Genomic DNA, 21,105 nt, shown 5'->3' with positions numbered 1-21,105 from the left:
CGGTAATTCTCAGGGGGACGATCTAATCTACGCCGAAGACTTCGCTCTTTAACCGTTCATGGTTCCATAAACCGGAGGGGATAGGCGGCCGACGCAGTTGGTCGTCGCATTTGGGCTGAGTTCAACAACTCAGAGCGCGACATTTTAGGGGAAAATGGAATGGCAATTTCACTCACAGATGTGATCGCACAAAATACCGTGGGCAAGAGCGAAGGGCTGCCGGTTGGCGTCCCTTCGAGTTGGGGATGGTATGATGGCGTGTTGAAGGTTTTCAGCGCACCTCCGTCGAATTTCACATCCGTTACCGGTTGGGGGTCGGTTTATCAGAAGGCCGGAGAGCCTGCTTATACGAACCCAAGCGCGAGGGTCGAAGTCGCAAATGCGAAGACCTACGTTCATCTCAAGACCGGCGAATGGGTCTTGGTTGAGAATCAGGCGCAAGTCCAAATGTCGGGCGCTCATTTCGTCAACGACTTCTCCGGAAGTGCGTTGTCGATGAAATCGACGGCGCTGCCCGGCGGCGGCACATCCTTTTCTACCCCTCCAACCGGTTACAACGATCATTTCTGGTATAATGCACGTGGGACTTACACGGCCGGCATGGTCGACGCCGTCTATGTCCAGATGGATATGAGGGTCACCGATCCGAACCTGAATCTGGTTGCCAATGTTGGTGCTGACTGGTGGCGCGATGCCAACGCCCCTTTCCTGACCGACTTCAGCAACAATCCGGCGGCTGGCACGAGCAATTGGTCCGAATTGTCGACTGAATGGACCACGCTGGCTTTTTACTCAACAACGACCGCACAGTTTCTGGCCGATCTTCCTCCGCCTCTGGTCGGAGCGTCAACGACCGAACCAGAAGCCAAGCCGACGATCCTGTCGTACACGACCGACAGCGGTGTTGCGGGCGATGGAATAACGAACGACTCGACCCTGACATTGTCTGGCACGGCGAAGGCCGGAAGCTCCGTCAGTGTGTACGATGGCGCAACCAAGATCGGTACGGCCACGGCGAATTCCAGCGGAAACTGGAGCTTCACAACCCCGCAATTGTCGAATGCTGCGCATGCCTTGACGGCGAGTACGACAGATACGACCGGTAAAACCGTGACATCGTCTGTGCTGAATGTGACGATCGACACAGTGGCACCGGTGGCACCGAAAATCATGTCGTTTACACCGGACACTGGCGTCGTGGGCGACGGGATCACGACTGCGAACCAAGTGACCCTGACCGGCACCGCCGAAGCCGGCAGCACCGTTAAAGTATTTGACGGCACGACCCAGATCGGCGTCGCCACAGCCAATACGAGCGGAAACTGGAGCTACCAGACCGCTCAATTGACGAATGGAACCCACGTTTTCACGGCCACGTCCTCCGACGTTGCCGGCAATACCAGCGCAGCTTCCGCACAAACGAACGTGACCATAAATTCGTCGACAACGACGACACCGCCCGTAACCAGTCCAGGCCAAAACCTTCTGGTCAACGGTTCATTCGAGGAGTCGACCGTCAGTTCCGGTACGTGGGCCGCTTTCAACTCCGTTCCAGGATGGACCGCGATTGCCGGTGGCACGATCGAACTCTGGAACAACCTCAACGGCGTGAAGGCCACCGAAGGTAACAACTTTGGTGAACTCGACTATCTCGGTGCCAGGGATGGATTTTATCAGACCGTGAAGACCGTGGCGGGACAGAGCTACGAGCTGACCTTCGATGCGCGAACCCGTTTCGCAGGCTCTTCCAGCGACATTGAAGTTCTGTGGAACAATTCTGTCGTCGCGACGATTCCGCCTGGCAATAACTGGTCAACCTATAAGTTCTCGGTGACCGGCACCGGCGGCCAGGATCGGCTCACATTCCGTGAAACGAGCACCCAGAGCGTCGATGGCTTGGGAGCCCTTTACGATAATGTTAGCCTCGTCGCCAAACAATCAGCCACCAGCGCGGCATCAAGCACCACCACCACCGGAACAAATCAGACGCTCGATCTGGTCACCCAGTATGCGGCGGCAAACTATGCCAGCTCCGGCCCGAGCACCGGCACAATCACGTCGACTCAAACCTCGCCCAGCCTGGCCCCGACGCTGACGCAACCGGCCTATCACGACTGATCCCAGATCCATGCCGCATTTGTCGGCATGGGCCGGTGACACGAGCAAGGACGTGCGACCATGATCGGTTGCGCGTCCTTTGTCACTTTGGACGCACTTCTATGGCTCGATGCGGGCGTTTTTTTTTGAATGAACCGGCAAACCTGTTGCGGTGCGGGTCTGATAACTAGGCCTTTTGGCTGATTGCGAGGTCAATTCAGCGAGATAGAGTTCCTCGCATCAGTGATGACTTTCGCCCCGGGCAGTGTCCTGCCTCGGGGCTTTTATTGAAGTCCAGGAAAGCCAATCGACCAGGGCGTTGGTCTGAATGTCTGAATTGGCAGCCGCTTTAAACTCACGGCGTGGCGACGATTTATGGCGTGAAGATATTTATGATCGCGAGATGTACCCTTTGAAGAATCAGGAAATATTGGCTGCAAAGCCACACCTTTTGTCGCACCAGACGATACTGGCCATCACGGCCTGCACACTTATTGGGCTCATCGCGCTGATAACACTGGGCCCCGTTAGCTGGCGCCCGCAACTCGCCGGCGCAAATGTCGATCGCTTTATCGGATTTCTCGTTCTTGGGTCTTTTCTAGCGCTTGCTCAGCCGAAGCGCTTCTTCATCGTATGCACGGTCATCATTTTGGGAGCTGTGTTTTTGGAGTATTCTCAATCATTCATGCGCGGTCGTCATGGCGTCCTGCATGATTTCGAGTTCAAAGTTATTGGTGGACTGCTCGGTGCCGGCATGGCGCGTGCACTCACTGGAACAATTCGCATTTTTTGAGCGACCTCACGAGCTCACCCGAATGCCGGTTATCCTTCCAATCATGGCCTAACCCGCAACACGCTGCTGTGACGCGGCGGACGGCAATTCATCGGACAGTTGATAGGATCCCAGCAAATGGTCGACCATGGCGGCTCCCTTTTGCCAATCATAGGTCCGGAAGCTGTGGCCTGCAGTTGTGAACCGCGCACCGGCATAGAACATCTCATATTGCGTATGCCGCGATGCGAATTCTGAGCCCACCGCATCCCAAGCCGCTTTCAGGAACTTCACGCGCTGCTCGGGCGACATGATTGCCGAGCGCTGTGTCTTGCCGATGATCGCTTCGAGTTTCGGATCGCTGAAGTCGTGCAGCGAGGACGGCAGCATGATGAGAGAGCCGCCCGCCAGTTCGCGGATGATGTTGATGATCTTCGGGTAGAGATCCTGCGTGATGACTTGCGCCGAATACATGTAGTGCTTGTTCGGCACATACCACTCGCCGTACTGCGCCCCCTCCGCTTCCATGCCGGCCAGCATCGCATTCACCATGCCGACTTGCGATGCAAGAAACCCGAGCTGTTCCTTCACCGAGGGGATATTCGTCGTGCCGATCGTATCTGCGATCCGCTTCGCCAATGCCAGCAGAAAGGTCAACTTGACCGTCAGCCGAATCTGCGCCTGATAATTCTGGTAGGAATGCCCCGGCGTCCCGTGGAACTGCGTCGCGCACATCGCCGTGTCGCGGTACACAAAGAGACGATCCCACGGCACCTTCACATCATCGAAATACATCAATGCATCGTTCTCATCGAAGTGCGATGCCAGCGGATTATCATAGACGGAGGTCGCGGACGCCTCGTAAGACTTGCGCGACAGGACCTTCAATCCCTTCGTATTCATCGGCAGGGCGCACGAGAAAGCGAGATCCTCTTCGCCCGGCTTCAGCGGCTGCAAATTGGCAACCAGAACCTCATTTGCCATGATCGATGAGGTGCCCAGCATCTTGGCACCGCGAATGGTGATACCCGACGAATCTTCATCGACGATGCGGGCGACCAGATCCTCATCCTGCTCACCCCAATCCTTCGCCCGCTCCGCCTGCGGATTGATGATCACATACGTCATGAAGAGATCGCTCTTCCTGGCGTAGTCGAAATAATCTGTAAGCGCCTTGGCACGGTCCGGACTGTGCTGCTTGAACAGCTCGATACCCATGCATTGACCGACAAGGGCTGACGCCACGTGATCCGGGGAGCGACCCATGAAACCATAGGACACGCCCGACCAGGCCTGCAGCGCTTTACGGCGCCGCACCATCTGCTCGTAGGTCTTCGGCATCTCCCAGGCACGGCTGGCGCGGCGGCCGGAGCCGTCCACCTCGAAGGTCATCAGCTCGAGGTTGTCTGGGTGGGCCTGAAAATCATACAGCGTCGCCGACGATTGTATGGAATTGCGGAAGGCGGGATGGGTAGTCACATCCGCAACCAGTTTGCCGTCGAGATAAACGGTGCGGCCATCCTGCAGCGACTTGATATGTTGCGCGCCCGTTTTGCAGATCGTCATTCGTCCGCTCCTTGTCTATTTCGGTCAGGGCGATGCAAGAATTTTGCCCCGCGCTCGATATTCCCACCAGCGCTGAAACCAGCGGCGCCGGACTTGATTTGGTGGCCGAGCGCACGGGACTATTACCTAGCTCCAGAAGCTTTTCAAGATAGCTAATTGATGTTATCCTTTCTGGCCTGAAGAATGCATGTCCTGGGGAGGATCAAATCGGATTTCACGTCAACACCGGTCAATCCATGAGCATGATGGCGGCGGCAGAAGCCGTACACCTCGCGCATCGATCTCGTTGTTGCCCGCTTTTCTCTGCGGCACGGCGAACCAATTGGGAGATACTGACGATGAGTAATGTAACAAGGCGCAAGTTCGGATCAGTTTTCACTGCCGCACTTTTTCTGGGCATTTCGGTGTTCGCTTTGCACGCCGCGCAGGCGCAGGAGCTGAAAGGCCGCGAAGTCCTGCTGGGCGCGATCGTTCCGAGCAGCGGACACTTTGCCGAGTGGGGACGCACCAACACCGTCACGCTGAAGATGCTCGAAAAGCAGGTGAACGACGCCGGCGGCATCAACGGCGCAAAACTGAAGCTCGTCATTTACGACGATGCCGCGCGGCCCGCCCAATCCACCAATTCGCTGCGCAAACTCGCCGGTGACGACAAGGTTCTGGCTGTTGCTGGTCCGCTGACCAGCTCGGCTTGTGAAGTGGTGTTCCCTGTTGCCAATCAGTTGGGCATCGCATCGACGTCACAAGCATCGTCGAAGCCGGGCGTGGCGAAGGCCAACCGTCCCTGGGCATTCCGCAACACGATCGACGAGGGCATCCTCGCCAAGACGACCGTGCCTTATTTCAAGAAGGCCTATGACATCAAAACCATCGCGGTGATTTACGATGCCAAGGATGCGACTGCTGCGACCGTTGGCACCCGCATCATGCCGACGATTGTCAAGGAAAACGGGATCCAGATCCTGAACGAAAACGATCTCCTGTCCTTCAACACCGGCGATCTCGACGTCAGCGCGCAAGTCACCAAGCTGAAGTCACTCAATCCCGACGGTGTCGTGGTCAGCGCGGATTACAGCCAGGCCGTCACCGTCCTTCGTGAGATGAAACGCCAAGGCTTGATGAAGCCTGTGGTCGGCGCAACACAGTTGATATCGTCGGCCATTCTCAAGGCTGCGCCCGAAATCCCGCTGGTGGCTCCTGCGACGTTCTATGCGACACAGAAAGCGGAAGGCGCGCAGAAATTCGTTGCCGCGCTGCAGCCGCTGCTGCGCAAGGAATCGAACCTGCCTCCGGAAATCGAGCCCAGCATGTACGACGCCAATATCTATGAGATCGTTGGCATGTATATCGAGGCCGCGAAGAAAGCCGGCATCACCGCGAAGCCGGAAGATCTTGAAAAAGATCGCGCAAAGATCCGCGATTACATGGCCAAGCTGCAGGGTTTCCAGGGTCTTGGCGGTCCCATCAGTTTCAATGAAGACGGCGATGCCATCAAGGCGTTCTATATCGTCGAGGGCAAGAACGGCGCCTGGGAAACCAAAGTGCGCGGTTGTAGCTCAGCCTCTGGCGGCGGCTGCGGCTCCTGATAATTTCATGTTCAAGCTGGCCGGACATTTGGTCCGGCCAGCTTCTATTTCTTTGCCAAGACTTGTGGCGATAAGGCGCGAGGCGATGACGTGATACTCCAGCAACTTGTAAACGGGCTCACTCTGGGGGCCGTGTACACCCTGATCGCTCTCTCGTTTTCCCTGGTCATGGGCATTCTCGGTATTCTCAATCTCGCGATTGCCGAGTTATTCATGATCGGTGGCTATATCGGTTTCGCCGTCATTGTTGCGCAGCTACCCCTGCCGCTCGCGATTCTGGCTGGCATGTGCGGCGCTGCGCTGATCGCAGTCGTGATCGAGAAGGTGGCTTACGAGCCGCTGCGCAATACGCCAGTCATTACGCCGATGCTCTCGACGCTTGGCTTCTCGATCATCCTGCAGAATGTGGCGACCAATGTCTGGGGCTCGGACCCACTGCAACTCCCTGCCGAATTTCTGGGACGCCGGTTTGAATTTGGCCCGGTCTCCATCGGAGCGATGCAGCTCCTGGTGCTTGGCGCAACAATCGTTCTGGTCGCGCTACTTGCTTTCGTCGTGCAACGCACCTCCATTGGCCGCGCCCTGCGCGCTATCGCCGAGAACCGCGATGTGGCGCGCCTTCTCGGCGTCCCGGCAGACCGGTTGATGTTGATCGCTTTCATCCTTTCAGGATTGCTCGCCGGCGCCGCCGGCGTTCTGGTCGGCCTGCATTATGCGGCGATCACGCCTTATGTCGGCGTCGAGACCGGACTCAAGGCGATCGCCGTGATGGTGATCGGCGGCACGACCCGCATCTGGGGCGCACTGGTCGCCGGCCCGCTGATCGGCATCGCTGAGGTCATGACCGTCGCTTACGGCGGCTCGCAGATCCGCGACTTCGTTGTCTACGGCCTGATGATCCTCATCCTCCTGCTGCGCCCTCAAGGCATTCTCGGCGGCGCACGGACTGATCAAGGACCACGCGTCTGATGTCGACCTATTATGCAGGCCTTCTGGCCGACACCGGCATTCTGCTGCTCGGCGCGTTGAGCGTCTATATCATCCTGGCCACCGGACAATTGTCGCTTGGCAATGCCGGCTTCATGGGCATTGGCGCTTACGCGACATCCTATCTGACCGTCGAGATGGGATTGCCGCTGACATCGGCGCTGCTCATCGCGGCGGTGTTCGCAGGCGTCATCGGCGTCATCATCGGCTTTCCCGCCCTGCGGCTGAAAGGCATCTACCTCGCCATGGCCACGCTCGGCTTCGGCGAGATGGTGCGTAGCTTCTTCCTGAATTTTGAAACCATGGGCGGCTCGGGCGGCTTCAGCGGCATGAAGCATATTTCGGTGACCTATATCTGGGCCTGGGCCGGCGGCATTTTGTTGCTGGTGATGCTGCTCGAACAATCGCGGCTGTGGCTGGAAATGCGCGCCGTGCACGATGACGAAACCGCGGCCAGTCTCGTCGGCCTCAACACCACGGCAACAAAGATCGGTGCCTTCGGGTTCGGCGCTGCGGTCGCCGCGATCTCGGGTGGCCTGTTCGCGCATCATCACGTCTATATCGAACCGGCCAATTTCGGCTTCGATCGCTCGATCGAATTCGTGCTCGCCGTCATTCTCGGCGGCTCGACGGTGGCACCGGGCGCTGTGATCGGCTCCGGCCTTCTGGTGATGCTGCCGGAAATGCTGCGCTTCATCTCGGATTGGCGGCTGGCGGCATTCGGCGCCTTGCTGATCCTTGTGCTGCTGACACGACGGCAGGGCATTCTCGATCGCAATCTGTTCCGTCTCTTCAGCTTGCGGAAACAGACGTCATGATGACGCCGATGCCAGAGCCGTTGCTCCAACTGACCAACGTCACGCGTTCATTTGGCGGCATTCGCGCGCTGAACGATGTCAGTTGCGATATTCCGAAGGGCCGTGTGGTCGGCATCATCGGCCCGAACGGCGCCGGTAAGACGACGATTTTCAATGTCATCACCGGCGCCTATCAGGCGAGCGCGGGCGACGTCTATTTCGAGGGGCAACAGATCACGTCACTGTTGCCGTATCAGATTGCCCGCACGGGCATCGCCCGTACCTTCCAGAATATTCGCCTCTTCGCCGGCATGACGGTGTGGGAGCATCTGCTGGTCGCGCAGCCACACACCGATGCCACCTGGCGGCGCTTGCTGCCGACACGCTGGGCCGATCCCGCGGCACGCGAGAAGGCCGAAAAAGCCCTCGTGACGTTCGGGCTCGAAAACGTTCGCGACCGCATCGCACAGTCCCTGCCCTATGGCATCCAGCGCAAGGTGGAGATGGCCCGTGCTCTTACCGCCGGGCCGAAGCTGCTGCTGCTGGACGAACCGGTCGCCGGTATGAACCACGACGAGGCCCATGAGCTGCGGCTTCTGCTGATCGAATTGTGCAAGGACGGCCTGACCATCCTCTTGATCGAACACGACATGACCTTCGTCATGAACCTCTGCCATTATCTCTATGTGCTCGATTTCGGCCAGATGATCGCCAAAGGCGACCCCGCTTCAGTCCGCACAAACCCTGCGGTACTGGATGCCTATCTCGGCGGTGAAGACTGATGCTTGAAATCAGCAACCTCAATGTCCGCTACGGCGCGATCCAGGGCGTGCGCGGCATCAGCCTCACTGTGAAGGCCGGCGAGATCGTAGCCTTGATCGGCGCCAATGGCGCCGGCAAGAGCACAACCGTCCGCGCAATTGCCGGCCTCCTGCCCTTTACTGGCGACATTGCTTATGAGGGGCAAAAGCTGCGCCCCAACGCGGCAGAGAAAAATCTTCGCGCCGGTATCGCGTTGGTGCCGGAAGGACGTGGCATTCTCGGACGCATGACGGTGGAAGAAAATCTCCAGATGGGGATTTATTGCCGTTCGGATCATGCCGAAGCATTGATCGATATCAATCGGATGTATGATCGCTTCCCGATCTTGCGCGAACGCAGGGGTAATCTCGCCAGCCTGCTGTCGGGTGGCGAACAGCAGATGCTGGCTATCGCGCGGGCGCTGCTGTCACGACCCAAACTTCTGCTGCTGGATGAGCCATCCCTTGGACTGGCGCCCAAGATGACGAGTTTCGTCTTCGACCTCATCGGCTCCCTACGCAAGGAAGGGCTGACGGTGATGCTGGTCGAACAGAAGGCGCGGCACACGTTGAAGATCGCCGACCGCGCCTATCTCCTCGAAATGGGTAAGGTTGTGACCTCCGGTATGGCCGAGTCGCTCGCTAACGATCCACAGATTTCCGAGGCCTTCCTTGGCGGTCGTGCCGTCAATATATAGGAATCAATTGCTTCCTGAGACTTCGTACACAGTTATTTGGAGCAAGGGCATTCGCCGTGTGTTAGGCGGATGACGCTCCGACATCTGGGACTATTAGAAGAACGAATATGGCAGCATCACCCAAGCGAAAGTCGGCGCCCCCCGCCGATGAGGCCCCCGTCAAGAAAAAGGGTGAGCGCACAAAATTTCCGCTGACGGTGACGCGCCCAGAGCTGATCACCAATGGCAGCGACCGGGAATTCCGTCATCTCGTCCATGGTCTGCTCGGCTTCCTGGCCCGGCATGAGCAAATCCGCTGCGGTCATGGCAAGGCGATCGGCCTCGCCGGCATCGAATATTCCACGCTGATTTCGATCGCCCACCTGTCGGTCGATGGCGACGTCAATATCAAGACGGTGGCCGATCATCTCCACCTGTCCGGCGCCTTCGTCACTTCGCTGGCGCAGCGTCTGCTGAAAATGGGCCTGATCCACAAACGCATGGATATGGAAGACCGTCGCCGCGTGACCCTCACCGTGTCCGCGAAGGGTCATACACTGCTGGAAAAGCTCGCGCCGATGCAGCGCAAAGTGAACGATGCCGAGTTCGGCCACCTCAGCCGAGACGATCTGAAATACATGACCCGGATGGTCGATCAGTTGATCGAGTCATCCGACCGCGCCCTGGCGCTGCAGGCCTACCTCCTCGCCGACGACAACAAGTAGCGCTGCTCAAAAGCTGCGGTAAACGGCGAGCTGAATAATTTCGTGCTTTAACATTCGCATGTCGGCAAGGAGAACCTCTCCTTGCCGATTGATCGCGCATCCAACCAGCGTTACGGCATAATCGGCTTTTCCGGCAGATAACCCGGCGCGTAGATCTGCTCCGCCGTCAGCTTTTCGCCAGGCACGTCGATATTCTTGTTGATGAAATCGACCGTCGTTTTCATGCGCTCCAGCGTTATGGAGCCGAGGCCGTTCTTCTCGACTTCCGGTGTGATTGCCACGCGGCGCAGGATGTCGATCTCCTCGACCACGATCTGCGGATCGAGCGCCTTCACATATTGAAGCTGGATTTTCGCAGCCTCCTGCGGGTTGGCGAAAGTGTCCTTCCAGCCGCGCAAGGCTGCGCGCACGAACTTCTTCACGACATCCGGGTTCTTTTTCAGGAAGTCCTCATGCACGCCTATCGAATTGGCGTAGATCTCAAGGCCGAGGTCGCCGGCAAACAGACAGACCGGCTTGGCATCCGGCACCGCCCGCCTGATCGCCGGCTCGCTCATGATGAACAGATCGATGCTCGGCACCTTGCGCGCCGCCAGCATCGGCACACGCGCCGGCGCGTCGATATTGACGACCTTCATCGTCTTTGAATCGATACCGTTCATCTCCATCACCGCCGCCCAGATGCGCGGCAGGAACGACGCCGAGCTTGATCCGAGTTCGAGCCCCGTCAGCTTCTTCGCCGTATCGATGTTGGCGCCCGGATTGAGACTGAAAATGCAGTAAGGCGGCTTCTGATAGTTGGCCGCGACAATCTTGATCGCAGAGCCTGCACTGCCGGCCGCGACAAGGCTCGGAATATCGATGAAACCGAATTCCGCGGCGCCCGTCACCACATTACGGATCGCATCCGCCGTACCCTTCGACGGCAGGATCGTGACGTTCAGACCTTCTTCTTTGAAATAGCCCTTGCCGAGCGCGACGTACCAGGGCGCGTGCCGGCCGAGACTGATGAAATCCAGCACGAACTTCACATCGCGCTCTTGCGCTTGTGCCGCGGGCGTTAGCAAAGCCACGGCCAGCGCGGCCGCCATCAATCGTTTCATGATCACAATCTCCAAAATCCGGTCCTGCAGCATGGCACCGGCTGCCGGAAATTGACAGCATAAATATCATCAGATATTTCACAAGATACATTCAGCATGCGGGCCGGCCGAGGATCGGGCGCCGGCACGCTTGCGCTGCATCCATGGAAGGCTTGCAAATTCCGGACCGCAAGCCTTCCGCCCGCAACTTTCGTCGGCGTGCTGAACGTCGGCCTCAACCAGAGATCGACCCATTCCGCATGGCTTTCGGCACGATCAGGAATGTCAGGAAGGTGTTTTCAGCCAGCGAGCTGAATTCACGATCGGCCGAACCGGTCGTTGCACTCGATGATGCCAATTTCGATTTCGATGAAGGCCAGCTCATCGCTTTGCTGGGGCCCAGCGGCTGCGGCAAGACCACGCTGTTGCGCATCGTTGCCGGCCTCATTCAGAAGACATCGGGCTCGGTGATGATCGGCGGCCGGGAAATCACCGAACCTCTGGGCGATTACGGCTTCGTCTTCCAGAGCCCGAGCCTGATGCCGTGGCGCAGTGTGCTCGACAACGTGCTGTTCACGATGGAAGTGCTCAAGCGCAACGACAAGGTCGCGCGCGACCGCGCCACGCAATTGCTGGAGCTTGTCGGCCTGTCAGGGTTTCTGGGCGCGCGTCCGCATCAATTGTCCGGCGGCATGCAGCAGCGCGTCGCCCTGTGCCGTGCGCTCATTCATCAGCCGAAATTGCTGCTGATGGATGAGCCCTTCGGCGCGTTGGATGAATTGACACGTCTTGAGATGAACGATCTCCTGCTGCGCATCCGCAAGGAAACCGGCGCGACGGTGCTGTTCGTCACGCATTCCATTTCGGAAGCGGTCTATGTGTCGGACAAGGTGGTCGTGTTCAGCCGTCGTCCCGCGCGCGTGGCCACCGAGATCCCGATCTCCCTTCCTTATCCGCGCAACCAGCAGCTCCGCTTCACACCCGCTTTCACAAAGGCGGAGCGGCTCGCCAGCGAAGCACTTGGCGTGGTGCCGCCGGCTGAAACCGGGAGTGCCGCGTGATGGCTGGCCGTATCCTCACTCAGATCGGTTACCCGCTGGCCGGCGTCGCGCTGATCATCGCGCTGTGGGCCGCGTTATGTGCCTATCTCAACATCCCCACTGTGGTGCTGCCGACACCCGACAAGGTGCTGACGGCCTTCATCGCCCGCTTCGATCTCATCATGTCGGAAGGCTGGGTGACGCTGAAGGAAACGCTGTATGGCTTCATCCTCGCTATTGTCATCGGCATTCCGATGGCCGTTGCGGTCGCCAATTCGCGCCCGCTCAACCTGATGTTCTATCCGCTGCTGATCGGCCTTCAGTCGGTGCCGAAAGTCGCGCTGGCGCCGATCATCCTCGTTTGGCTCGGCACCGGCATGGAATCGAAACTTGCGATCGTCTGGCTCGTCGCATTCTTTCCGATCATCGTCGATACGGTCGCCGGCCTCCGCTCGACCCCGCGCGAATTGCTGGAACTGGCGCGCAGCCTGAAAGCGACGCCGATGCAAGTCTTCCTGAAAGTCCAGCTTCCGGCGGCTCTGCCCTTCATCATCACTGGTGCGAAAGTGGCGATCACGCTCGCCGTCATCGGCGCGGTGATCGGGGAATTCGTCGGCTCGAGCGAAGGACTGGGCTATCTTCTCCTCAGCGCGACATCGCAGCTCGATACGCCGCTGGCTTTCGCCGCTCTGTTCGCGCTTTCGTTCCTTGGTATGTTTGTCTATCTGCTCGTCGAATGGGCTGAAAGGCTGGCCGCTCCGTGGCTGCCGCCCGCACCGAGACATTGAGCTGAGACATCGAAACAATGGCGAAAAAGAAAAAGGTCGCGAAGACTCCTGTTGCAAAGAAAGCCGCGCGCAAGGCGCCGGCCAAAGCCGCGTCGCTGGCCGACAAGGCGTTCGACGAGATCAAGGAAAAAATCCTGAAGCTCTATTTCCTGCCGGGCCAATATCTGAACGAAGGCGCGCTGTGTGCTCTGCTCGGCGTCGGCCGCACGCCGGTGCATCAGGCGCTGCAGCGCTTGCAGCACGAAGGTCTTGTCGAGGTCATGCCGCGCAAGGGCGTGATCGTCCAGCCCGGCAGCATTGCCGAGATCCTGAAGATCCTGGATTCGCGCGCGACGATCGAAGCGGATCTCGCCCGCAATGCTGCGGGCCGCGCCACGCCCAAACAGGCCGAGGAACTGAAAGCGCTGGCTCGCGCCGGAGTCGGCGCAAGCAATCCGTCACAACTCGAGAATTTCATCGATGCCGACCGCGCCTTTCACAGCAAGTTCGCAGAGCTCGCCGAGAATCCGGTGCTGAGCGAGTTCGCACGCACGCTGCATGAGCGCTCGATCCGCTACTGGTATCTGCATCTGTGGCAGACCTTCGACGGCAAGGCCACCGGAGGCGAACATTCCGCCATCGCCGACGCCATTGCCAAGGGCGATGGCGAAGCCGCGGCCAAGGCGGTTCGCACGCATATCGAAAGCCTGCGCACACGTCTGATGCGCGCGCAGGATATCAACCGCGGCCGCGGCCCGATGCCTCGCCCCCGCTAGCTGAAACGAACAAGAAGAGGACAACGACCATGAGCACCGCTTACTCCGGAATCCCGAAAGTCGAAGACGGCATGCCGAGCCTCGATGAAGTGCTGCTGCAGAGCAAGGATCTGCCGTGGCGCCAGAAATCGCTGAAGGGCGTGTCCGAAAAGATGCTGTGGCGGAACGAAGAGACCGGCGCCTCGATCGCAATGATTCGCTTCGAGAAAGGCGCCGGGATTCCCGCGCCGCATAGTCACGCCTCCAACCAGTTCATGATCTGCCTCGAAGGCAAATATGAATACACCAAGACCGGTGTGGTGCTGACGCCCGGTTGTTTCTACTGGAACCCGAAGGGCAACGTGCACGGCCCGGCCATCGCGCATGAGGACACCGTGGTCGTCGAGATCTATGACGGTCCGCATTATCCGATCCGGCCGGACTGGTACGCGAGCGATGAGGACGCGCGCTGATGGCGTCAGCGACAACCAGCGCCGCGCCGGTGCGTGTTGATGCCGAACGGCTTGCATCGGCTGTGGCCGACATCTTCGCGGCACTTGGCATCGCGCCGGCCAATGCGCGCATCGTTGCCCATGACCTCGTTCTGGCCGATCTGGAAGGCATCGGTTCGCATGGCGTCATGCTGATGCCGATGTATGTCGAGCGTATTCAAAAAGGCTCGGTGTCGAAGCGCAGCGAGGGCAATGTTGTCAGCGACAACAAGACCGCAATCGTGATCGATGCGGACAACGCTCTTGGCCAGCTCACGGCTCATCAGGCGGTGAAGCTCGTGGCCGCGCGCGCGCGTGAGTTCGGCATGGCGACCGTCGCCGTGCGCAATGCCTTTCATTTCGGCACGGCTGGGCGCTATGCGCGATTGATCGCCGAGCACGGCTGCATCGGCATCGTGATGTCGAATACGCGTCCGCTCATGCCCGCGCCGGGCGGCGCCGAAGCCATCACCGGCAACAATCCGATTGCGTTCGCATTGCCGAGCAACGGCGAATACCCCGTCGAAGTCGATATGGCCCTGAGCGCTACGGCGATGGGCAAGATTCGCCTCGCCGCTGCCGCCGGGCAAAGCATTCCGGCCGATTGGGCGATGGCCGCTGACGGCAAGCCGACCACCGATCCGAACGAAGCGATCAAGGGCATGCTGGCGCCGGCCGCGGGACCGAAAGGCTTCGGCCTCGCCTTTATCATCGACCTTCTGTGCGGCGGCTTGTCCGGCGGCGCCATCGGCCCGAACGTGCGTCCGCTCTACGGTGATGCATCGGAGCCGTATCGCTGCAGCCAGCTTTTCATCGCCATCGATACCGGCGCGTTCCCGACCGGCGAGAGCTTCGCAGAGCGCGTCAACGAACAAGCGCAGCGCGTCAGCCATTCCAAACGCACGCCGGGCATCGATCGCGTCTATGCGCCCGGCGAACTCGCCTATGCGACCCGCAAAAGGAATGCCGGCACCTGCACGCTTAGCCGCCAGACCTTCGACAGCCTGATCGCAACCGGCAAAAGCGCCGGGATCGATATCGAAGCGGCACTGAAATAAAGAATTTCAAAAGGAGAAAAACAATGAAACAGCAGATCACTTCCAGCAAGCTCCGCAAACCGAATGGCCATTTTTCGCAGGCCACCGCCATCGCTGCGGCCGGCAAGCTGGTCTTCATCTCCGGCATGACCGCGCGTATGGCGGATGGCACGATTGCCGGCCTCGGCAATGTCGAGGTGCAGACGCGGCAGGTGTGCGAGAATGTGAAGGCCGCAGTGGAAGAAGCTGGCGGCACGCTGGACGACATCGTCCGCGTCGACGTCTATGTCCGCAACATGGAGCATTTCGACGCCATCCATAAGGTACGCCGCGAATATTTCACCGGCATCGCGCCTGCCTCGACCATGGTCGAAGTTAGCAAGTTCACCTCGCCGGATTACCTGATTGAAATGAACGCCATCGCCGTCCTGCCGAACGGCTGATGGCATCATGAAAGCGCGCTTCGAGGCGGATGGAGATGTGATCGTCGTCACCGGCGGCGCCAATGGCATTGGCCGGGCGCTGGCCGTCGCGGCAGCTGGCATCGGCGCCAAGGTCGTCATCTGCGATGTCGATCGCGTGGCGATGGAGGCCGTCAAGGCGCAGCATCCATCGATCTCGTGCGAAACGCTGGACGTCGGCGACCGCGACGCGGTGATGAAAACATTCGGCAGGATCGAAGAGACTCATGGCCGCATCGATGGCCTTGTCTGTGCCGCCGCGATCCAGCCCCGTCATCTCGTCCATGAAACGTCGCCGGAGGAATGGCGCCGCGTGATGGCGATCAATCTCGACGGCGTGGTCTGGTGCTATCAGGCCGCCATCAAAGGGATGATCGCACGCCGCTGCGGCAGCATCATCGCCTTCTCGTCGGGTCTTGCGCATCAGGGCTGGCCGCAGGCTTCGGCCTATGCGGCAACCAAGGGCGCACTGATCGCTTTTGTGAAGAGCGCGGCCAAGGAAGTCGCGCAACATCGCGTGAAGTTCAACCTCATCGCGCCTGGCGTGATCGACACACCGCAATATCGCGCCGCCAATGAAGGCGCCGATCACGAACGCTGGCGCGCATCGACCGGGGTCGGCACACCCGAGGATGTGGTCGGTCCGCTGCTGTTCCTCTTATCAGATGCCGGCACCATGACGGCGTCGCTGTTGTCCCGTGACCTGGCCTATTCAGCCCAAGACGAATGAACATGACGAACAAACATGACGAATGAAGCCGTAAAACCTTCGGTCATCATGAAGCCTGTCCTGATTGTCGGCGGCGGCCCGGTCGGACTCATGACAGCGCTCGGTCTCGGCTTCTACGGCATTCCGTTCCAGCTTTTCGAAGAAGACGCCTCGTTCTCAAGCGACACCAAGGCCGGCACGATTCTTACCCGCACGATCGAGGCGTTTCGCCGCTATGGCGTTGCCGACGACGTTCTGGCGAAAGCGCTGCGGATCGACGAGATCGGCGATGTCGAGCGCGCAACCAACACCGCGCGGCCTTCGGTCAGCATCGATCTTCTCTCCGACGAAACGCGCTATCCTTTCGTCATCAACATGCCGCAGCATCATCTTGAGCCGATCCTGCATTGCGGGCTCGAGGCGAAAACGCCGGGCCACACTCATCTCAAGCACAAGCTGACCACGTTTCGTCAGACCGACGACGGCGTCGTTGCGACCTTTGAAACCCCGGATGGCGTGCGCGAGGTCGAAGGCTCGTATCTTCTCGCCTGCGATGGCGGCCGCAGCACCATCCGCGGCCAGCTCGGCATTCCGGTCGAGGGCGAGTCGCTGAATGTGCTGACGATCCTGGTCGATGTGAAAGTCGATCTCGATGTGCAGAACCCGCGCGATTATCCCTATCTCGCCTATTTCGCCGATCCGACCGAATGGATGATCCTCGTGCGCCAGCCGCATTGCTGGCGCTTCCTGTTTCCGCTGCCGGCTGATCGTCCGGAACCGACGCGCGAAGAATTCCGCGAGAAGATCTTGCGCTTCATCGGTCCGGTCAGCGATCTCGAAATCATCAACACCGTCGTCTATCGCATTCATCATCGCATTGCGACGGAGTGGCGACAGGGCCGTGTCTTCCTGATGGGCGACGCCGCACATCTGATCACGCCGATGTGGGCGTTGGGCCTCAACACCGGCGTGCTCGATGCTGTGAACCTGCCGTGGCGTCTGGCCTGGGTGGCGCGCGGCTGGGCCGATCCATCGCTGCTCGATGGCTATGCACGCGAGCAGCGTCCGGTCGCCGCGCATGGCTCCGGCGAAATGGCCGAGGCCGCGCGCAAATACATGCTCGGCCAGAACGACGCCATTCGTGCGATGTCCGGCGGGCAATGGGCCAATGCGCTGACGCGAACGATGCTCGGCGTCCGGCTCGATGTCGATCAGTCCGGCGACTGGTCGATGGTGCGGACCGAACAAGGCCCGCTCCGCGTCGGCGAGCGTATTCCCGATGCCATACTGCATGCCGGCAATGGCAAACCCGTGCGGCTCCACGATCTCACCGACGATTCATTCGTCGCGCTTTATTTCACCGACGTTCGCCGCCGCCCAACCATTCCGGCAGACCGGCCGGGCCTGAAGCATTTCGTCGTCTCGCGCCGCGATGCGCCGCTCGATTCCGGTTTGCGTGACCGCTCGCTGTTCGATGTCGGCGATAAATTCCGCCTGCGCGCCGGCTGCGAGCCGGACACTATCATCCTGGTGCGTCCGGACGATTACATCGCCGCCATCGTGCCGATGAAGGACGGGGTGATCGATGAGATCTACGCAAAGATCACCGGTGGAGAACCAGCCGCCGAAAAGCAAAAGGCGGATGCGTGATGGCCGAAACACCCGAACGCATCGCGCTCGATATTCACGCGCATCTTGCGCCGATCTTTCCGGATGAACTGGACGCCATCAGCGATGTGACCTGGAACGCCAACGCGAAAACGCTCGTCGTCGATGGCCATGCCGTCGGCATGAAGCCTCTGTTCGATCCGCCCGCACTTGTGGCGTGGATGGACCGAAACACCATCGCCGCCGCCTGGATCTCGATCCCGCCGCCGCTCTATCGCGCGCATCTGCAGGGCGACGCCGCCCGCGCCTGGGCGAATTACGCCAATGCCGGCCTGCAGCGCATCGCCGCACAATATCCCGACCGCCTTGCGCCGCTGCCGCATCTGCCGTTGCAGGCACCGGAGATCGCAACGGAAATTGCGAAGGACTGGATCGCACGCGGTCATCGCCGCTTCGGCGCGCCGTCCGGCGGTCATGGCGAGCAGGTCCTGTCGGACAAGGCTTACGAGCCGCTCTGGCAGGCGCTGAACGAGGCGGGTGCTTTCGTCTTCTTCCATCCCGGCGAATGCGCCGATGGTCGCTTGACCGCATTCTATCTCTCCAACCTGCTCGGCAATCCCTACGAAACAGCCGTGGCCATTGGCCATCTTCAATTCGGCGGCGTGTTCGAGCGTTTCGCAAATATCAAATTTTGCTTCGCGCATGGCGGCGGCGTGCTGCCCATGCTGGCGGGCCGCTTCGAACGCGGCTTCAACACCGCGCGGCCGGATATCGATACCAAGGCCGCTTCACCGCGCAGCATGTTCCGCAATGTCTGCGTCGATTGCATCACTCATGATCCGGATGCGCTGACACTGGCCGAACAGGTCTTTGGCGAAACCAATGTCGTGTTCGGCTCCGACTGGCCGTTTCCCATGGGCCTCGTCGAACCGCATCAGCAGATGGCAGCAGTCGATCCGCAGCGGCGCAAACGCATCTTCTGTGACAATCCCGAACGTTTGACCAAGGAGACATCGCAATGACAGGCCCATCGCCACGAGGACCGGAGCTTGGGCCGATCGGCGACAAGATCCTGTTCGAGAACGAGTATGTCCGCATCTGGAGCGTGAAGCTCGATCCCGGCGAACGCCAGAGCTGGCACCAGCATCATCTGCCCTACGTCATCGTGCCGATGACCGAAGGCAAGAACATCATGTATTTCGAGGATGGCCGTGAGAAGGAAACGGCCGAGACCGTCGGCGGCGTGCTGTGGCGCGAAGCCGGCGCCCCGCACGAACTCCTCAACATCAGTGACTGGCAATATCGCAATGTGCTGATCGAAATCAAAACGGCTCCAGCCGGCGGCCAGTGAATTTCATTCAGAAAGGACTGATCATGATCCGGACAATTGCCCTGAGCTTCGCCGCATTATGTTTCGCGACCGCGGCGCAGGCGCAAAGCTTCCCGCAGCGTCCGGTCACCATCGTCTCGCCGTATCAGGCCGGCGGGACGAGCGACATCATTGCCCGCATTCTCGCTCAGAAACTGTCCGAGCGCTGGGGGCAGAGCGTCGTCATCGAGAACCGGCCGGGCGCCAATGGCGGCATCGGCGTCAATCAGGTCGTGCGCGCTGATCCGGATGGACACACCTTGCTGGCCGTCGCGTCCAGCGCGCTGACCCTCAACCCGATCTTCTACAAGAATCTCAGTTACAACGTGGAGCGCGATCTTGCGCCGATCACACGCACCGGCCTCGTCGCCAATGTGCTTGTTGTGAATCCATCGGTTGAAGCGAAAGACATCAAATCGCTGGTCGCGCTGGCGAAGTCAAAGCCCGGCGAACTGATCTATGCCTCGCAGGGCACCGGCTCCAATGGCCATCTGATCGCTGAGCAATTCCGCCTCCGCGCAGGCATCGATATGCGGCATGTGCCCTATCGCGGATCGGCGCCGGCGGTGCAGGATCTGCTCGGCGGTCGCGTCCAGTTGATGTTCGACAACCTGCCGTCGGCGCTGCCGCAGATCCAGTCCGGCAATCTGCGCGCCATCGCCGTCACGACGGCTGAGCGCTCATCGCTCTTGCCGGACGTGCCGACCATCGCCGAGTCGGGCTATCCCGGCTTCGATGCGCCGGCCTGGTTCGCGGTGCTGACATCGAAGGCTGTGCCGGCGCCGATCCGGGCAGAGCTCGAAAAGGCGATTGTCGAAGCGCTGAAGTCGCCCGATACCCGCGAGAAGATGAAGGCTGCCGGTGTCGAAGTCGCCGCCGCCGGCGCGGAAGAGCTGGCACGCCGCATCGAGAACGAGACCAGGAATTGGCGCGATGTGGTGACCAAGGCCGGCATCGAGATCCAATAACCCTGCCGTCCGCACGCTCCGATTGGGTTAACAGACCCGATGAGTGACTGTATTTGATTGCGCACGCCTCCCATGCGATGCAATCGCGATAACGCTGATCACCGGAGCCCGCCATGTCATCCACACGCACCCGCCGCGAACGCTTGCCCATTCCGCTGCGGCTGGAGGATTTCCTCAATCCCGAGCGTGTCGCGCTGGTGATGTGGGACATGCAGAACGGCCTCGCCGGCCGCGCGCCGGAAGTCGACACCATCCGCAAGAATGCGCTGCGGCTGATCGATTCCGCCGAACGGCTCGCCATCCCGGTGATCTGGAGCCGGCACATCCTGCCGCCGCTCGAACTCACCACCGGGCCATTCCTTCTTTTCCTGATGAAGAAGCAGAAGGTCGATCATCCGAGCAAGCTGACGCCGCAGTTGCAGCGCGGCATGGACGACACCAATTTCATCGACGGCATGGCGCCGCTGCCGCATCACATCGTGCTGGAAAAAAGCCAGCCGTCGCTGTTCGTCGATACGCCGCTCGATCTGCGGCTGAAGACGATGGGCATCGATACGCTGGTGATTGCCGGCGTCGCCACCGATATCGGCGTCGAATTCACATGCCGTCACGCGGCCGCGCTCGGCTATTACACCGTCGTCGCGGAGGATGCGACCGGCGCCTATACGCGCGAGGCGCATGAACGCAGCCTTGCTTATCTGCGCGGCTGGACCACGCCGGTCGTCTCCACCGACACGATTTGCAAGGCCTGGGACGCGCAACAGTCCTGGGACGCTCAAAAAGCGTAAATCAGGCTGCGGGCACACGTCTG

22 protein-coding genes are annotated in these 21,105 nt (G+C 60.0%); 20 read left to right on the top strand and 2 right to left on the bottom strand.

Features of this window, described 5'->3' with window-relative positions; all coding sequences use genetic code 11:
• Nucleotides 1–159 precede the first annotated feature (159 nt).
• Together CAK95_RS29605 and CAK95_RS10720 are read left to right on the top strand one after the other, a co-directional pair.
• Nucleotides 160–2,118 carry an Ig-like domain-containing protein gene (locus tag CAK95_RS29605; RefSeq protein ID WP_086087909.1) on the top strand — a complete coding sequence of 653 codons (1,959 nt, stop codon included), beginning with the start codon at nucleotides 160–162 and terminating at the stop codon, nucleotides 2,116–2,118.
• 307 nt (nucleotides 2,119–2,425) lie between these two features.
• Nucleotides 2,426–2,890 carry a VanZ family protein gene (locus CAK95_RS10720; protein ID WP_086087908.1) on the top strand — a complete coding sequence of 155 codons (465 nt, stop codon included), beginning with the start codon at nucleotides 2,426–2,428 and terminating at the stop codon, nucleotides 2,888–2,890.
• 48 nt (nucleotides 2,891–2,938) lie between these two features.
• Here the strand turns inward: CAK95_RS10720 and CAK95_RS10715 are convergent, their stop codons facing one another.
• Nucleotides 2,939–4,435, bottom strand: coding sequence for a 4-hydroxyphenylacetate 3-hydroxylase family protein (locus CAK95_RS10715; protein WP_086087907.1), 1,497 nt, complete (start codon nucleotides 4,433–4,435; stop codon nucleotides 2,939–2,941).
• A 338-nt stretch (nucleotides 4,436–4,773) separates the two neighbouring features.
• Between CAK95_RS10715 and CAK95_RS10710 the strand changes: the two genes are divergently transcribed.
• From CAK95_RS10710 to CAK95_RS10685, 6 genes are all read left to right on the top strand, one after another.
• Nucleotides 4,774–6,021, top strand: coding sequence for an ABC transporter substrate-binding protein (locus CAK95_RS10710; protein WP_157699588.1), 1,248 nt, complete (start codon nucleotides 4,774–4,776; stop codon nucleotides 6,019–6,021).
• A 90-nt stretch (nucleotides 6,022–6,111) separates the two neighbouring features.
• Nucleotides 6,112–6,990 carry a branched-chain amino acid ABC transporter permease gene (locus CAK95_RS10705; RefSeq protein WP_086087905.1) on the top strand — a complete coding sequence of 293 codons (879 nt, stop codon included), beginning with the start codon at nucleotides 6,112–6,114 and terminating at the stop codon, nucleotides 6,988–6,990.
• Nucleotides 6,990–7,826: a branched-chain amino acid ABC transporter permease gene (locus CAK95_RS10700; RefSeq protein WP_086087904.1), complete on the top strand. Its 837-nt coding sequence runs from the start codon at nucleotides 6,990–6,992 to the stop codon at nucleotides 7,824–7,826. The genes CAK95_RS10705 and CAK95_RS10700 overlap by 1 nt, the downstream gene beginning before the upstream one ends.
• Nucleotides 7,823–8,587 (top strand): ABC transporter ATP-binding protein, encoded by a 765-nt coding sequence (locus CAK95_RS10695; protein WP_198343826.1) that lies wholly within the window; start codon nucleotides 7,823–7,825, stop codon nucleotides 8,585–8,587. The genes CAK95_RS10700 and CAK95_RS10695 overlap by 4 nt, the downstream gene beginning before the upstream one ends.
• Nucleotides 8,587–9,303, top strand: coding sequence for an ABC transporter ATP-binding protein (locus tag CAK95_RS10690; protein WP_086087903.1), 717 nt, complete (start codon nucleotides 8,587–8,589; stop codon nucleotides 9,301–9,303). The genes CAK95_RS10695 and CAK95_RS10690 overlap by 1 nt, the downstream gene beginning before the upstream one ends.
• Nucleotides 9,304–9,410: 107 nt before the next feature.
• Nucleotides 9,411–10,007, top strand: a complete 597-nt coding sequence (locus CAK95_RS10685; RefSeq protein WP_086087902.1) for a MarR family winged helix-turn-helix transcriptional regulator — start codon at nucleotides 9,411–9,413, stop codon at nucleotides 10,005–10,007.
• Between the two features lie 110 nt (nucleotides 10,008–10,117).
• Here CAK95_RS10685 and CAK95_RS10680 read toward each other — a convergent pair whose 3' ends face one another.
• Nucleotides 10,118–11,110: an ABC transporter substrate-binding protein gene (locus CAK95_RS10680; protein ID WP_157699587.1), complete on the bottom strand. Its 993-nt coding sequence runs from the start codon at nucleotides 11,108–11,110 to the stop codon at nucleotides 10,118–10,120.
• 239 nt (nucleotides 11,111–11,349) lie between these two features.
• Between CAK95_RS10680 and CAK95_RS10675 the strand changes: the two genes are divergently transcribed.
• From CAK95_RS10675 to CAK95_RS10620, 12 genes are all read left to right on the top strand, one after another.
• Nucleotides 11,350–12,150, top strand: coding sequence for an ABC transporter ATP-binding protein (locus CAK95_RS10675; protein WP_086091339.1), 801 nt, complete (start codon nucleotides 11,350–11,352; stop codon nucleotides 12,148–12,150).
• Entirely contained in the window at nucleotides 12,150–12,917 is a 768-nt protein-coding gene (locus tag CAK95_RS10670; protein WP_086087900.1) for an ABC transporter permease, read from the top strand. Before CAK95_RS10675 ends, CAK95_RS10670 begins: the two co-directional genes overlap by 1 nt.
• 17 nt (nucleotides 12,918–12,934) lie before the next feature.
• The gene (locus tag CAK95_RS10665; RefSeq protein ID WP_086087899.1) at nucleotides 12,935–13,672 is read left to right on the top strand and encodes a GntR family transcriptional regulator; all 738 of its coding nucleotides are present in this window, start codon (nucleotides 12,935–12,937) and stop codon (nucleotides 13,670–13,672) included.
• 29 nt (nucleotides 13,673–13,701) lie between these two features.
• Nucleotides 13,702–14,124 (top strand): cupin domain-containing protein, encoded by a 423-nt coding sequence (locus CAK95_RS10660; protein ID WP_245303705.1) that lies wholly within the window; start codon nucleotides 13,702–13,704, stop codon nucleotides 14,122–14,124.
• Complete coding sequence (locus tag CAK95_RS10655; RefSeq protein WP_086087898.1) at nucleotides 14,124–15,200, top strand: Ldh family oxidoreductase; 1,077 nt, start codon at nucleotides 14,124–14,126, stop codon at nucleotides 15,198–15,200. The genes CAK95_RS10660 and CAK95_RS10655 overlap by 1 nt, the downstream gene beginning before the upstream one ends.
• Nucleotides 15,201–15,223: 23 nt before the next feature.
• Nucleotides 15,224–15,622: a RidA family protein gene (locus CAK95_RS10650; RefSeq protein ID WP_086087897.1), complete on the top strand. Its 399-nt coding sequence runs from the start codon at nucleotides 15,224–15,226 to the stop codon at nucleotides 15,620–15,622.
• Between the two features lie 7 nt (nucleotides 15,623–15,629).
• The gene (locus tag CAK95_RS10645) at nucleotides 15,630–16,370 is read left to right on the top strand and encodes an SDR family NAD(P)-dependent oxidoreductase (protein WP_086087896.1); all 741 of its coding nucleotides are present in this window, start codon (nucleotides 15,630–15,632) and stop codon (nucleotides 16,368–16,370) included.
• Between the two features lie 15 nt (nucleotides 16,371–16,385).
• Nucleotides 16,386–17,999 carry an FAD-dependent monooxygenase gene (locus CAK95_RS10640; RefSeq protein ID WP_198343825.1) on the top strand — a complete coding sequence of 538 codons (1,614 nt, stop codon included), beginning with the start codon at nucleotides 16,386–16,388 and terminating at the stop codon, nucleotides 17,997–17,999.
• Complete coding sequence (locus CAK95_RS10635; RefSeq protein WP_086087895.1) at nucleotides 17,999–18,979, top strand: amidohydrolase family protein; 981 nt, start codon at nucleotides 17,999–18,001, stop codon at nucleotides 18,977–18,979. The genes CAK95_RS10640 and CAK95_RS10635 overlap by 1 nt, the downstream gene beginning before the upstream one ends.
• Nucleotides 18,976–19,308 carry a cupin domain-containing protein gene (locus CAK95_RS10630; protein WP_086087894.1) on the top strand — a complete coding sequence of 111 codons (333 nt, stop codon included), beginning with the start codon at nucleotides 18,976–18,978 and terminating at the stop codon, nucleotides 19,306–19,308. Before CAK95_RS10635 ends, CAK95_RS10630 begins: the two co-directional genes overlap by 4 nt.
• Before the next feature lie 23 nt (nucleotides 19,309–19,331).
• Complete coding sequence (locus CAK95_RS10625) at nucleotides 19,332–20,294, top strand: Bug family tripartite tricarboxylate transporter substrate binding protein (protein WP_147413623.1); 963 nt, start codon at nucleotides 19,332–19,334, stop codon at nucleotides 20,292–20,294.
• Nucleotides 20,295–20,407: 113 nt separating this feature from the next.
• Nucleotides 20,408–21,082, top strand: a complete 675-nt coding sequence (locus tag CAK95_RS10620; protein ID WP_086087892.1) for a cysteine hydrolase family protein — start codon at nucleotides 20,408–20,410, stop codon at nucleotides 21,080–21,082.
• Nucleotides 21,083–21,105 lie beyond the last annotated feature (23 nt).

This window comes from Pseudorhodoplanes sinuspersici (assembly GCF_002119765.1).
Classification (GTDB): domain Bacteria; phylum Pseudomonadota; class Alphaproteobacteria; order Rhizobiales; family Xanthobacteraceae; genus Pseudorhodoplanes; species Pseudorhodoplanes sinuspersici.
The sequence above is the reverse complement of the archived record's forward strand: the minus strand, read 5'-3'. Positions and strand labels throughout refer to the sequence as shown.

Coding starts and splice junctions, on each gene's coding strand:
- CAK95_RS10655 (WP_086087898.1), top strand. CDS start 14,124: ATGGCGTCAGCGACAACCAGCGCCGCGCCGGTGCGTGTTGATGCCGAA.
- CAK95_RS10635 (WP_086087895.1), top strand. CDS start 17,999: ATGGCCGAAACACCCGAACGCATCGCGCTCGATATTCACGCGCATCTT.
- CAK95_RS10715 (WP_086087907.1), bottom strand. CDS start 4,435: ATGACGATCTGCAAAACGGGCGCGCAACATATCAAGTCGCTGCAGGAT.
- CAK95_RS10710 (WP_157699588.1), top strand. CDS start 4,774: ATGAGTAATGTAACAAGGCGCAAGTTCGGATCAGTTTTCACTGCCGCA.
- CAK95_RS10680 (WP_157699587.1), bottom strand. CDS start 11,110: ATGAAACGATTGATGGCGGCCGCGCTGGCCGTGGCTTTGCTAACGCCC.
- CAK95_RS10650 (WP_086087897.1), top strand. CDS start 15,224: ATGAAACAGCAGATCACTTCCAGCAAGCTCCGCAAACCGAATGGCCAT.
- CAK95_RS10665 (WP_086087899.1), top strand. CDS start 12,935: ATGGCGAAAAAGAAAAAGGTCGCGAAGACTCCTGTTGCAAAGAAAGCC.
- CAK95_RS10640 (WP_198343825.1), top strand. CDS start 16,386: ATGACGAATGAAGCCGTAAAACCTTCGGTCATCATGAAGCCTGTCCTG.
- CAK95_RS10720 (WP_086087908.1), top strand. CDS start 2,426: ATGTCTGAATTGGCAGCCGCTTTAAACTCACGGCGTGGCGACGATTTA.
- CAK95_RS10645 (WP_086087896.1), top strand. CDS start 15,630: ATGAAAGCGCGCTTCGAGGCGGATGGAGATGTGATCGTCGTCACCGGC.
- CAK95_RS10690 (WP_086087903.1), top strand. CDS start 8,587: ATGCTTGAAATCAGCAACCTCAATGTCCGCTACGGCGCGATCCAGGGC.
- CAK95_RS10620 (WP_086087892.1), top strand. CDS start 20,408: ATGTCATCCACACGCACCCGCCGCGAACGCTTGCCCATTCCGCTGCGG.
- CAK95_RS10630 (WP_086087894.1), top strand. CDS start 18,976: ATGACAGGCCCATCGCCACGAGGACCGGAGCTTGGGCCGATCGGCGAC.
- CAK95_RS10675 (WP_086091339.1), top strand. CDS start 11,350: ATGGCTTTCGGCACGATCAGGAATGTCAGGAAGGTGTTTTCAGCCAGC.
- CAK95_RS10685 (WP_086087902.1), top strand. CDS start 9,411: ATGGCAGCATCACCCAAGCGAAAGTCGGCGCCCCCCGCCGATGAGGCC.
- CAK95_RS10625 (WP_147413623.1), top strand. CDS start 19,332: ATGATCCGGACAATTGCCCTGAGCTTCGCCGCATTATGTTTCGCGACC.
- CAK95_RS10660 (WP_245303705.1), top strand. CDS start 13,702: ATGAGCACCGCTTACTCCGGAATCCCGAAAGTCGAAGACGGCATGCCG.
- CAK95_RS10670 (WP_086087900.1), top strand. CDS start 12,150: ATGGCTGGCCGTATCCTCACTCAGATCGGTTACCCGCTGGCCGGCGTC.
- CAK95_RS10695 (WP_198343826.1), top strand. CDS start 7,823: ATGATGACGCCGATGCCAGAGCCGTTGCTCCAACTGACCAACGTCACG.
- CAK95_RS10700 (WP_086087904.1), top strand. CDS start 6,990: ATGTCGACCTATTATGCAGGCCTTCTGGCCGACACCGGCATTCTGCTG.
- CAK95_RS29605 (WP_086087909.1), top strand. CDS start 160: ATGGCAATTTCACTCACAGATGTGATCGCACAAAATACCGTGGGCAAG.